The sequence below is a fragment of the Alteromonas antoniana genome, assembly GCF_019249295.1.
Lineage (GTDB): Bacteria > Pseudomonadota > Gammaproteobacteria > Enterobacterales > Alteromonadaceae > Alteromonas > Alteromonas antoniana.
In genome coordinates, this window is the sequence record NZ_JAESDH010000009.1 from 70,286 (window position 1) to 83,416 (window position 13,131).

The 13,131-nt window shown below is 51.4% G+C and carries 9 protein-coding genes; 8 read left to right on the top strand and 1 reads right to left on the bottom strand.

The annotated features are described in order from the left end of the window. Nucleotides 1-11: 11 nt before the first annotated feature. The 3 genes from fre to JKP77_RS09585 all read left to right on the top strand — a co-directional run bounded on the left by fre (nucleotide 12) and on the right by JKP77_RS09585 (nucleotide 3,948). Nucleotides 12-707 (top strand): NAD(P)H-flavin reductase, encoded by a 696-nt coding sequence (gene fre, locus JKP77_RS09575; protein ID WP_218310964.1) that lies wholly within the window; start codon nucleotides 12-14, stop codon nucleotides 705-707. Between the two features lie 483 nt (nucleotides 708-1,190). Continuing rightward, entirely contained in the window at nucleotides 1,191-2,576 is a 1,386-nt protein-coding gene (locus JKP77_RS09580; protein WP_218310965.1) for a M28 family metallopeptidase, read from the top strand. Nucleotides 2,577-2,961: 385 nt separating this feature from the next. Then, entirely contained in the window at nucleotides 2,962-3,948 is a 987-nt protein-coding gene (locus tag JKP77_RS09585) for a substrate-binding periplasmic protein (RefSeq protein WP_218310966.1), read from the top strand. Between the two features lie 215 nt (nucleotides 3,949-4,163). On the opposite strand, the gene JKP77_RS09590 is transcribed toward JKP77_RS09585, so the two are convergent. Next, nucleotides 4,164-6,152, bottom strand: a complete 1,989-nt coding sequence (locus JKP77_RS09590) for a hypothetical protein (RefSeq protein ID WP_218310967.1) — start codon at nucleotides 6,150-6,152, stop codon at nucleotides 4,164-4,166. A gap of 210 nt (nucleotides 6,153-6,362) precedes the next feature. Here JKP77_RS09590 and JKP77_RS09595 point away from each other — a divergent pair, with 210 nt between their 5' ends. From JKP77_RS09595 to JKP77_RS09615, 5 genes are all read left to right on the top strand, one after another. Continuing rightward, the gene (locus JKP77_RS09595) at nucleotides 6,363-9,773 is read left to right on the top strand and encodes an ATP-binding protein (protein ID WP_218310968.1); all 3,411 of its coding nucleotides are present in this window, start codon (nucleotides 6,363-6,365) and stop codon (nucleotides 9,771-9,773) included. Between the two features lie 15 nt (nucleotides 9,774-9,788). Beyond that, nucleotides 9,789-10,274 carry a hypothetical protein gene (locus JKP77_RS09600; RefSeq protein WP_218310969.1) on the top strand — a complete coding sequence of 162 codons (486 nt, stop codon included), beginning with the start codon at nucleotides 9,789-9,791 and terminating at the stop codon, nucleotides 10,272-10,274. A gap of 98 nt (nucleotides 10,275-10,372) precedes the next feature. Further along, nucleotides 10,373-10,894 carry a hypothetical protein gene (locus tag JKP77_RS09605; protein WP_218310970.1) on the top strand — a complete coding sequence of 174 codons (522 nt, stop codon included), beginning with the start codon at nucleotides 10,373-10,375 and terminating at the stop codon, nucleotides 10,892-10,894. Between the two features lie 305 nt (nucleotides 10,895-11,199). Continuing rightward, nucleotides 11,200-11,757 (top strand): GbsR/MarR family transcriptional regulator, encoded by a 558-nt coding sequence (locus JKP77_RS09610; protein WP_218311037.1) that lies wholly within the window; start codon nucleotides 11,200-11,202, stop codon nucleotides 11,755-11,757. A gap of 10 nt (nucleotides 11,758-11,767) precedes the next feature. Then, entirely contained in the window at nucleotides 11,768-13,129 is a 1,362-nt protein-coding gene (locus JKP77_RS09615) for a cytochrome ubiquinol oxidase subunit I (protein WP_218310971.1), read from the top strand. Nucleotides 13,130-13,131: the final 2 nt, after the last annotated feature.

Sequence of the window (13,131 nt, forward strand, 5' to 3'; positions counted from 1 at the left end):
GAAGAGAGTACATGTCAGAAATACAATGTCAGGTCGCCAATATCGAACCGCTTACCGACACGGTTTACAAGGTTGAGTTAACGCCATCGTCTCCGATGTCATTCAAAGCGGGTCAGTACATTCTTGTGCACATGGGCGAGAACGACAAGCGTCCTTTCTCTATTGCCAATGCCGCCTGGGATAATGACCGCATCGAACTGCACATCGGTGCGGATGAAGGAAATGCCTACGCAACGGAAGTGCTGGAACGTATGCGCAATGACGGCACTATTACATTAAGTGGTGGGCACGGCGAGGCGTTTCTGAAGCCCAATGGGAAGCCAATGATCCTGATTGCAGGCGGTACCGGCTTTTCCTACACCTGGTCTATTCTGCAGGAGCACCTGCACAGCAACGATGCCACACCGATCACGCTGTACTGGGGAGGGCGTCATGCTGACGATCTGTATCTTGCTGACGAGTTGACAGCACTGGCAGAAAAACACGATAAGTTTACCTTTATTCCGGTGGTCGAGTTTGCACATGACGACTGGTCTGGTCGTACCGGCTGGGTGCATCATGCCGCCATGGCCGACCACGCTGACTTTGCAAATGTGCAGGTGTATGTGGCGGGCCGCTTTGAGATGGCGAAAGTGGTTCGGGAAGATTTCACTACCCGCGGCTTATCCAAAGACGACCTGTTTGGTGACGCGTTCGCTTTCATCTGATAGTCAGTCTGCACTCTTAAGAGTACATATACGAATTGAGAAGGCGCAGCTAATGGCTGCGCTTTTTTTACGCAGCTGTCTGGCACTGTGCGCAGTGCCCTGCTGTGCTAATCTCCTTTTCCAGTCCGCTATGATGTGTAATGAGAGCTGTAGCTAATCAAGGCGCATTAAAACCAAATGCCGGTGCCTTTCAAAACAACGTAGTAACCAGCAGGTACATTCCTCTTATGCGGTGCTACATACTCTTTTTCGCTGCGCCAGACGTTATCCTACGACAGAGTCCCCACTCATTACGCCGACTTCATTTGTGACCTGGTTCGCTTTCCCCTAACGTAAGTACCAGAAGAAAATGTTAATGCGTCTGACGCCTCACAGCGACCGCAGACGTATTCGCACTTTCCTGACATGCACCGATACTGGCTGTGCGCTTTTACAGCCTGTCGCACTGATTTATTCTAACTACAACAAAAAACGGTAATAACGATGAAAAGAACCACACTCGTTTCTCTGTTGGGCCTGACCTTCGGGTCGCTGACAAGCTCGCTCGCCACTGCATCAGATGTCCCTGAGGCCGGTGACCAGCAAGTGATTCACGATATTGTTGCAGATGTGTCTGCCGACAGAATTGAAAGTGACATTACGACACTGGTCAACTTCGGTACCCGTCACACGTTATCGGAAACCGAGTCAGATACCCGCGGTATCGGCGCTGCCCGGCGCTGGATAAAGGCTGAATTTGAAAAAATCTCGGCAGAATGTGGCGGCTGTCTGGAAGTGTATTTCCAGTCTGAGGAGATAAGTGGCGAAAAACGTATTCCCGAGGCCACTGACGTGGTCAGCGTCATTGCCATTCAGCGTGGCTCGACCGATCCCAACCGTTACGTGATCATGTCAGGCGATATCGACTCACGGGTATCTGATGTGATGAACGCCACATCGGACTCACCCGGTGCCAATGACAATGCATCAGGCGTGGCCGGTACGCTGGAGGCTGCCCGCGTGCTCTCTAAGCACAAATTCAACGGCTCTATCGTCTATGCCGCGTTATCAGGCGAGGAACAGGGGTTATTCGGCGGTAAAATCATGGCGGAAAAGGCCAAAGCCGATGGCTGGCGAATTAAGGCTGTACTGAACAACGACATGATAGGCAACATTGAGGGAATTAATGGAGTAATCAATAACACCACGGCCCGCATTTTCGCAGAAGGAACCCGGGTGACGGAAACCGATCAGGAAGCCCGCATCCGCCGTTTCACTGGCGGTGAAGTCGATTCGCCAAGTCGTAATCTGGCGCGCTACATTGACCGGATTGCCGACCAGTTTATCCCCAACCTGGATACCATGGTGATTTATCGTCTGGACCGCTTCGGTCGCGGCGGCCATCACCGCCCTTTCAACGACCTCGGTTACCCCGGTATTCGCATTATGGAAACCAACGAGAACTACAACCGCCAGCATCAGGACCTGCGCACGGAAGATGGTATCAAGTACGGTGACACACTCGATGGGGTGAATTTCGACTATGCTGCTAAGCTGACTTCGCTTAACGCCGCCAGCCTGGCCAGCATGGCGTGGGCCCCCAACCCACCGGTAAATGTCAGTATTGAAGGTGCAGTTCGTCCCTCGACAACGCTTTCATGGGATGCTCTGAATGCAGAGCAAAACCCGCAGCTTGCGGGATATAAAATATACTGGCGCCATACTGATGCACCGCAATGGGAGTTCAGTCGCTATGTGGGTAACGTGACCACAGCAACACTGGATAACGTCGTGATCGACAATTACTTCTTCGGCGTTGCCAGCGTCAGTAAGAAAGGTTACGAAAGCCCGGTAGTCTACCCGGGTGCAGCCGGAAGCTTTGGCGAGTAATACGTCCGGCATAAAGGTAAAGAGGAACGTCACACAACGGAAGTGACGTTCTTATCTTACTGTGTAACATGAAGGCCTGGATTATCTTACCTGATAGTCACTACGCCAAAAGCTGATGGCGATTGGCTGATTTTCAGTGCCAGGGTTAGCTGGTCCTCGATGATCTTTGCAAAACAGGTTATTCGTAGAGATTTGATGTAAGCTACATAAGAGCTGACGAGGACAGTTTGCGTTTTCAGTAAGCCCTATGCAGATGCTGTCACGGCTCACAAGTGCCGTCTTTCACCGGTTAACGCGAGCACAAGGACAATATTGGGCCACCGGATAAGTGATAAAGTGAATGCCGTCTTTTGCACCAAACTGATAGTAACGAAGTGAGTAAAAAATGAATAAGCTGTTGGCCACCGCGGGACTTTGGTTTTCCATGTTGTTTTTCGGGAGTGCCAGTGCGGTCACTCTGGGAGCCTCTTCGTTTGCAACCTACGTCGATGCAGAAGGTGAGCCGGCACGCCTGAATGCCATTGTCGAAGAGGCGTTTTCCCGCATGGGAGAAGACCTCCAGCTTGAAGTCATGCGCCAGGCATTCCTGGGTAGCGGGCTGCTATCCGGTGACCTTGACGGTGAGTTTGCTTTTATCGATTTAGGCAGTAAGAAATCGTCTTTCCTGTACTCCGAGTCATACCTTCCTTTACTGCTGTACGTGAGCAGCAAGTCTGAAGACGTTAAGCAGATCCGGCTTATTCCTCACCTTGACAGCAACCGCGTTGCTATTGAAAACCGTTTCGCCAACACTCCGAAATTCAGATTGATTAAAGACATCAAGTGGTCCAGAAACCCGTCCAGCTTCGATGCGTTTCGTCAGCTTGCCGATGATCGCGCCCCCTACCTTATGACCTCTTATTTGTTAGTCGACGAATTTAACCGGCTGCTCAGAGCCGATGGCGAAGAAATGCTGCATTATTCTGCTGCCCCTCTGGTGAAAACGAGTTTCCACATTTCCCTGTCAACAAAAATCGATAATGCCGCACAGCTGCTTGCCGATTTCAATGACACCATCAAAGCGATGCAGACAGATGGCACGTACAATCGTTTACTTGGCGTGACCTGGCTGACACAGGATACCGACGGCGACGGTATCGCAGAATACATCACTTCTACCGATGTAACCCACGCCAAAATCGAACCTGGCTTGCTTACACTGGCGTATTCTCTGGACGGTAAGCCAGTGGGCGACAACGCTAATTTTATTGTCGATGGTAAGCGCTTTGCGACCTGGAGTGATGCTAAGCAAGCGCTGCAGACAGTGACGCCGTCATTACGACCCAGCCTGCTCGACCCGGATGTTTACAAGCGGATGATCCAGCGCTGGTAATCAACCCGCTTTGCTGGGGATGTCACTGAGGGTGTTGTGGTTAGCAGGGCACAGGGTTGTGCAGCACATACATTCTTCCGGCACCGGCATTCTGAGATTTGCAGAGCTAACTTTTTTGTTTGATGCCAATATCAAAAGTTTTGGCGCTGGCGCGCAAACAGCAGCACAATGTCACCGGCGCAGCGCGGCCCTTTTGGGAAATATGTCCGTTTACCTCAGGCGGTTTCCGTATCTTTCACTTCATAGATTTCGAGCCAGTCGGCAGTTTCCGTGATCGACTGTGCGGTAAGCTCCCGCAAGGTTTCTTCAATTTCTTTTGCGGTGAGTGCTGTGGTGGCAAGCGCCGATATTTTGCAGTGATATCCCAGCAAAATTTCTCTGGCACTCAGACTTCGTTGCGCTGAGATCTCAAACTCTGCATGATTACGGATGGCAAATGCTGTGGTTCCGGTCACCGGTAGCCAGGCCGCCAGCAGACCACAGATTTTTGACAAACCATACAGATGAGGCAAGTACAGCGTCAGCCCGATTTTAGCAAACACCACCACGATGGTTGTGATAAACATGGCCTCACTTAACTTTATCAGCCGCTTTGCCATTTGCTTCATCGCAATAGCGTTGTGCGTATGGTAATGATATTGCTCTTTTATCCAGTGCGTCTGGGTAAAGTGCAGCGCGTCTGATAAATACTCCGGTTCCATGTTATGACCGGAAAACCCTACCCATCGCAATACGGTTTCAGTGTACAGATAGGCCCAGCAACGCTCCGGCCCGCCATGCCCGAGTAAATTCCTGCCCAGCACCTCTTCGCTGTCGCGGAAACGGCGCATGGGAAAATGGCTGCTAAACAACGATAAATACAATGTCGGCCTTAAGAATTCAGCAATGCAGCGGTATTCCAGCCACCGGTCATGAAGGCGTTTGTATCTGTCTCTTTTGTAAAGAATATAAATGAGGGCCAATAGCCCGATTTCGATGACCGCGCAATACAGTGCGGTTTTTCCGTACTCGGCCGGGCTGGAAAAGGCAATCGCCAGTGCCGCTACCATCAGTGCTGCCGCGCCAAAAATATAAATGTACATGAAGGTACTGCGATGCAGTGACGCATAAAAGCCTGCCAGCCGGTCCGCTCGTAAATAGGCGGCAAAGTACGCGTCGCTGGCAGGGGTGTGAAATTTGTTGATATCCGGCGATGAGGACGTAGCGCTTATCTGTGCCGACGCGGGAAGCTTATCGTGGTGCTGAGTCACTTCTCGCTTTATTTTCGCCGGTGATATCAGCAGTTTTCTTAACATACCAAACCCGTTATGAAGCAGGTTGCTGCGCCCCACTTTCACGGTGATCGGCCCCCGGTCGTTATAATCCGGCATCTCCTGAGCACGATAGGATAATGCTGACTCACGGGCGAACGTGCGAAACCGGTGCAGAACGCGGGAGGTTAAATCGCCCTTACGGGTTTCGTCCGGGGAAGACAGAACCGTATCAAATAACAACGTATGCCCCAGCCATTCATACAGGGAGGCAGCAGTGAGAGGTGTGGTGATGGTCTCGCCATTTTCCCTGTGCAGAAAATACAGGTTGTTGGGGTGCGCTATGTCTATCCAGATCACCGGAATTTTCTGCGACAGCGCCAGTTTAATGGTCCAGGACGTGCCATATCCTCCCCGGTCTTCACCGTCGTAAAGCGCCACTAATAAATCGCAGTTACTGACCAGTGCTTCCGCACAGTCACGATACGCAAAATCTGCATTCTCACGTTTGCCGTCAAGCTCCAGCACTTTGGAATCTGGTTGCTGATAATTGGCACGGTTAAGAATTTGGAAAAATGCCTGCTGACTCGCGGCATCAAAATCCCTGGCATACTCACTTGCCGTAAAAGGCAGAATACAGGACAGCTCATATTGCTCTTTAACCAGCGCAGGTTCCAGTAACAAACGGTCTGCGCCATCGGCCATTGACGATGTCAGCCTTAACACCGGTGGAACAGAGGCATAAAGAATGCTGGCATGCGGATGTTCATGACAACGACTCAACTGCTCATGGATAAGACTGTAGAGTGCGGTTATTTGTTTTATCAGCACATCATTATCTGCGCGGATATTTGTATGCTCACGGTGCCCCGCCACGCCGACACGCAGCGTCATGGGTACCAGTGGCGAATCTACGAACTGCTGATACACAGAAGCAACTTGCGATTCAGACATTAGTCATGTCCTTATGAAGGCTAAAGAGTAATAAGCGGCAGGCACAACAGCGTCCACTTGCTTATCTGACAGTGGCAGGGCGCGTACATCGCACAGAACATCATGGCGCGGTAACAAACACCCTAAATCGGTTATTTTCGCTGCCTTACCTGTTACTGTTCACTTTTTGTACTAAGCTATTCGACAATAGCACAATAAATCGTAAACCCTATGCCCACCTGCAATATTTTCGTATCCTCGCCTGGCGACGTTGCGCTTGAGCGCGCGCTGGTCGCTAAAGTGACTGAGCGTCTGCGTAAAGTATTCGGGCATCGCAGCGAACTGAACCTGATCCTCTGGGAAGAGCAGCCGCTTGAGGCAAAAGACTCGTTCCAGCCACAACTTCCGAATCCGGCTACGGCTGATCTCTTTATTATGTTGCTATGGCAGCGCATGGGCACCCCGCTGCCCGACGACGCTATTCCCGCACCGTATACCGGCCCGCTCACCGGCACCGAGTATGAATTTCTGGCTGCTCAGGATGCACAGCAGGCTCATGGCAAACCAGCGGTAATGGTGTACCGGCGCATGGATACTGCGGGAAAGCGTGCCCAAAGCGTGAACGCTTTTTTTGCCGAACACTTTACCGATCAGCAGCAACGCCTGAGTAAGGCCTATCATCAGTACGCCACGGTGAGTGAGTTTGAAAGTTTGCTGGAACATCATCTGCATCGCTGGCTGGACAGTCATCTTCCTATGCTGACCGAAGCACAAATGACCCATGCCCGTGACTGGTACAGCGGCAATCCGTTTCAGGGACTTAAAGCATTCCGGTTTGAGCACGCCAATGTCTTTTGCGGTCGTGATGACGCCATAGCTGAAGCGGTGGAAAAGCTGAAACATAAGGCCGCGATGCATCAGCCATTCCTGTTGATAGTGGGTATGAGCGGCTCTGGAAAATCCAGCCTGGCCCGGGCTGGTATATTGCCAGCACTTTATGATCCCGTATTTTTTCGGGATGGTGGTCAGGTCCTGCGTGGGGTTATGCGTCCGGCTGACATCGAAGGCGACCCTTTCCGGGCTCTGGTCTCGGCTCTGGCGTCGCACAGCGCACATGAACTGGTCCCCCCTGAACGCATAACGGTGCTGGCCAGTCAGGCCTTCACGCATCCCGACACCTTTATTGAGTATCTGCAGACAGCGTTGGCCTCACAGGCAGAACCCGTCACCCTGGTGTTGCTGATCGACCAGTTGGAAGAGCTATACACGTCAGAGGCCATTGCGCCCGAACAGCGCAAGCAGTTTGCAAAACTGATAGCCGCCATGGTTGAAGAGGTCGGTGTTCATATTATCGCTACATTACGCAGCGACTGCTATCACCATCTGTCTTCCACCCCGGAACTGCTTAAGCTTAAACAGCATGGTGGCCAACACGATTTGTCGCCCCCCGCCCTGTTTAACATTCGCCAGATGATCACTATCCCTGCCCGCGCCGCACACCTGCACTTTGAGGAAGGCGCCAAAGGACAACCACCGCTGGATGAGGTGATTGCCACGCGGGCCGCCCAATCACCGGAAAGCCTCCCACTGCTTGAGTTCACGTTAACCCAGTTGTATGACATGCGCACCCCCAGCGGCATGCTGACATTCGAACACTACGAATCACTCGGGGGAATCGAGGGTGCCATAGCCAGTCATGCAGAGAGCATATTCAAAGAGCTGGATAAAAACGTCCGCAAACGTTTTGCGCATGTTTTTAATCAGCTAACCAGTTGTGATGAAAGCGGGCGGTATCTGCGTAAATGGGCAGTAAGATCTCACCTTGAGAGCGACCGCTACGCTCGAGCCCTGGTGGATGCGTTCCTTGATGCGCGTTTGCTGGTCAGCGAGAGGAATCCCGATGGTGTGGAAGTAGTGACGATTGCTCATGAATCACTGCATATTCACTGGCCCCGGCTGGTGAGCTGGCTTGAAACCAACCGGGCCCTGCTAAATATTCGTAACCAGATGTCTGAACAGGTCAGGCGCTGGGTTAACGCCAAACGCGATCCGGCTCTGTTGCTGAACGCTGGCAAACCACTGGAAGACGGCCGGGCACTTATCCGAAGTGAACTGGCACATACTGCAGAACTGAAAGAGTATGTGTCAGCGTCAGAGCAACGCGCCAGACGGGCGACGGGATTTCGCTATGCTGCCATCGCAGCACTGATTGCAGTGACCGTTTATGCCACCAGCGCCTCGTTTTCAGCCAGAGAGAGCCAACAGGCTGCCGAGCGAAATCTGGCAAAGAGTCAGGATTTAATAGAGTTTCTTATCGGAGATTTACATGCCGAGCTGGAAAAGCTTGGTCGTCTTGATGTGATGCAGTCTATTGGCGAGAAAGCCATGGCCTACTTTGCCGGTCTGGAAGATGAAGAAGCCAATGACACGAGTCTGCTAAATCGTACTAAAGCCCTTTATCAGATCGGCAGCGTGTACATGGACATCGCGCAATACGATAAAGCCACCAAGGCATTTGAGCAAAGCCTGAAGCAGGCAGAAAAACTGGTCACGCAATCGCCCGACCGTTTCGACTACATGTATGAGCAGGCGCAGGCCGAATTCTGGTTGGGTTATGCATACTGGGTTGCCAACGACCTTAAACAGGCCGAAGCGTTATTTCTCTCCTACCGGGACACGGCACTCAAGCTACGTGAGATGCGACCCGAGTACCCGGACGCGATGATGGAAGTGGCCTACGCTAACTCCAATCTTGGCACACTTGCCAACAGCAGAGGTAACATCGACGCTGCCATTGGCTATTTCCTTAAAGCAGCCGAATACACGCTGCAGGTAGTATCACTGGCGCCGGATAATCTTGATGCTATCGCCACCCTGGCCGACGTCTATTCCTGGCTCGGTTCAGCGCACCAGAAGCAACTAAAGCTGACCCAGGCCTTAAGTTTTTACCAGAGTGAGCAACAGCTCTTTCAACAGATAGCGCAACTGGAAAAAGGCTACAGGGCAAGAGTGAACGTGGTGCTGGCGAATAACCGCCTGGCGAAAATAGAAATATTCAGCGGCAACCTCAACAAAGCCATTCAGATCTATCTTGAACAACAGCGCACCATGGAAGAGCTGGTGCGACATGACAGAGACAATCAGAACTGGCGACAAATCCTGTCAGCCACCCATGCGTACCTTGGCGAAGTGTATCTGCTGAGTAATAACCTCCCTCTTGCAGAGCAAAGCTTCGATCGCAGCTTTGCTATCAACGCCGAAACGCCTGAAGAAAGCGCTAACTTCTGGATGGAGACCTGGTATCACCGGCATTACTGGTACTGGCGCCTGCTAATGGCGCAGGAAAGATACGATGATGCTTACCCTTACCAACAAACGTTGCTGAAAGCGGAAGTGCCTACCGCCCAGCTTTGGCGTTTACGTGTCGCAACGGCGCTTAAATTACAGCCAGACTATAAAGTGACGTCCGAATCTCTTGGGCCCGGGGCCCTGGTAGCACAGCTCGAGCAGGCACTCGCGAACGAAGACTACCGCGCCCTTAACAATCTGGTTTCTATCACCCCGGATGTAATCTGGCAGTATCCGGAACTTGCTGCGCTTGAGCCGGATATCCGTTCGGCGCTGGCGCATAACTTACTCTGATCAGGAGATCACGCTATGCCAGTACAGGACCATACCACGCCAACAGACGACAACAGTGTTGATGTTGTTCTTAAGGCCGATACCGCGAACGAACCCGGAAACCTTACGCTGTATTCAGGCTCAACACCAATAAGCGAGATTGAGTTTCCCGCTAACAAGCGTTTTATCCGGTTTGCATTTCCGGATGACTACACTGACTTCGATATCCGCGTATTTGAGGAAAATGAAACGTCGGATAAAACCACCGTAATGTCCGCGTATGAAAGCGATCCGCAGGATGGCATCTCGAAATTCGACGCAACCTGGGGTGGAAAAGCATCCAGCGATCAGAAAAAACGGGAATTTAAGTTACGCGCGCCTCAGGGACAAAAAATGGTAGTGCGGGATAAGGATAAGGATGGCGACGAGTGCGGCACACTTCACAGCTATATTCTCAAATTTACCTACGATAATCAGAGCTATTTACTGGATCCGAGCATCAGAAATAGGCAAATGGGTTGAGCCCAGCCCGCTACAGGGCGGAATACTCCGCCTTGTTTACTCAGGGAAGGAGCGGTTACGTCCATGCCCGCATCCTACTAAGCTACAGGAAAACAATAATGAAAAATAAAACACTTTCTATTGTCACAGTTATCAGTGCGATTTTATTTACCACTGCCGTACAGGCTAACCCCAATACCATCAATGTTGAATACAGAGCGCAGGAGGGCGCACCGGGTCAGCTGATCCTCTATCAGGATAATCAGCCAATTGAGATCATTGAGTTTACACAAGACAAAAAATTCATCCGTTTCGAGTTTCCCGCCGGCTATTCTGATTTTGACCTGAAAGTGTTTGAACAAAATGAGCTTGCAGAAAAAAATGCGATCCTCTCTACCTATGCGCAGTCAACAACCCAGGGCATCGCCGCGTTTAATGCATTATGGGCTGGCCATGCCTCCAGCGCACAAAACGCCAGAGAATTTCAGGTTCACTCTGTAGGCCGAAAAGCGCTGGTTGTTCGCAATAAAAATGTGGATGGTACGCCGGAGGGCGTATTGCACGACTATATCGTCAGGTTCACAGTGGGCAACACCACATACCTGCTGGACCCAAGCATTCGCAATACCACCAGGCGATAGCCGCAAGAAGGATGTGGGGCGCTCCGTACGGCGCGCCCGGTATTCTTCACAATGCGACATCAATGCGGGAAACCCTAGCCGGGCGGTCAGTAATTTCTGATATACACTATACTCAGGTATCCGGCGGTGCTTATCCTCGTATGCCTTGTCGGTGGCATCACCCAGCTTTTCCCCTGACGCTTTCGTCCTTACTCTCTTGCTCCGGCATCTACTTATACGCGTCCTTCGCACGATAAAAATTTGACTTAGATCAAGTTCGATCATAAAGTTTCAGTAATTTCTGAAACTTCAATATGATCAGTAAAATGAAAATGACGCCGCTAATAACCTCTGCTGTAATGCACTTTGGTGAGATGGGTAGTCGCTGGGGATTTAACCGCACGGTAGGCCAGATGCTGGCACTTATCGTACTGAACGAGGAACCAGTCACAGCTCAGGAAATTGCTGACGCGCTGAATATTTCACGCGGCAATGTCAGCATGGGCCTGAAAGAGCTTCAATCCTGGCGATTAGTAAAACCTCACCTGGTGCCCGGTGAGCGCAAAGATTATTTTGTTCCGGCCGGGTCTGTGTGGGAGCTGGCCAACCGCGTTTTTGAAGAAAGAAGAAAGCGCGAAATTGATCCAACTTTGAGTTTGTTACGTGACTTACTACTCGACACCCCCGCAAACAGCAATGAAGCGCAGGCGCAGCAAACGCTGTCTGAAATTCATGACTTATTAGAGTCGGTGACGGCGTGGTCTCAGGAGCTTCAGAATCTGGGACCTGACAAGCTGAACACGCTGATGAAACTTGGGTCCGGTGTCGGTCGCATGCTGGATCTGAAAGATAAGCTTTTACCCGGTAAATCTACCGTCAATTGAGGAGGCCGTTGTGGACGCGTTTTTGCTGTCTCGTTTGCAGTTCGCACTGAATATCAGTTTTCATATTCTTTTTCCAACAATCACCATGGCACTAGCCTGGTTTCTTTTCTATTTCAAACTGCGCTCTAATCTGTCAACGAATCCGGTATGGATGCGGATTTACCGGTTTTGGGTGCGGGTGTTTGCACTGACATTTGCCCTGGGTGTTGTCAGTGGCGTAACCATGTCATTTCAGTTCGGTACTAACTGGCCCGGCTTTATGGAAAAAGTCGGGAACGTGGCGGGACCATTACTCGGTTATGAAGTGCTGACGGCGTTCTTCCTCGAAGCTACTTTCCTGGGCATTATGCTTTTCGGGATCCGCAAAGTGCCCAATTGGGTGCATACGCTGGCGACACTGGTCGTGGCTATCGGTACCAGTACCTCGGCGTTTTGGATCCTCTCACTAAACAGCTGGATGCATACCCCCCAGGGGCATGAAGTCATAGACGGTATTGTGTATGCAAAAGACTGGAGTGAAATTATCTTTAACCCGTCTTTCCCCTACCGGTTTGTGCACATGATGCTGGCCTCAGGACTGACGGCAAGCTTCCTTATCGCAGGGCTCTCAGCCTATCGCATGTTAAAAGGCGATGACAAAGAAGCACCGAAAATCGCGCTGAAGACGGCAACCTATACTGCTGCTGTGCTGATACCACTACAGATTTTTGCCGGCGATATGCATGGGCTGAACACGCTTGAGCATCAACCACAGAAAGTAGCAGCGATGGAAGGGTTATGGGAAACCACCGAAGGCGTTCCCTTACTCTTATTTGCCATACCTGATGAAGAGAGCCGCGAAAATCATCTGGAGATCAAGATCCCGCGCGCAGCCAGCCTTATTCTTACCCACGACCCTAACGGCAAAGTACAGGGCCTCAATGATTTTAAAGGCGAGCATCCGCCGGTAGCCCAGGTCTTTTTTAGCTTCCGGGTGATGATTGGAATGGGCCTGCTGATGCTGCTGGTGTCGTGGACAGGGGCGGTTTTGCTGTGGCGACGCGGAGACATTCCGTTGTGGATGAAGAAAGTCTATGCCGGTATGGCCTTCAGTGGCTGGATAGCGACGCTGGCCGGCTGGTATGTCACTGAAATTGGCCGACAGCCTTATCTGGTATCGGGCGTGCTTAGAACTGAAGATGCAGTGACAGGTTTGCCAGCAGGCAATGTGGCCTTGTCATTTACTCTGTATGCCGTGATTTATACTGTGCTGTTGTTTGCCTATATGGGCACGCTGATGCTGATGTGTCGCCGGGCAGTCGAGATCGAAGAAATCACTACTGAAGAGCGGGAGATGGCGAAAGCCGGAAAAATGTCTCCTGCCAATACCTAGGA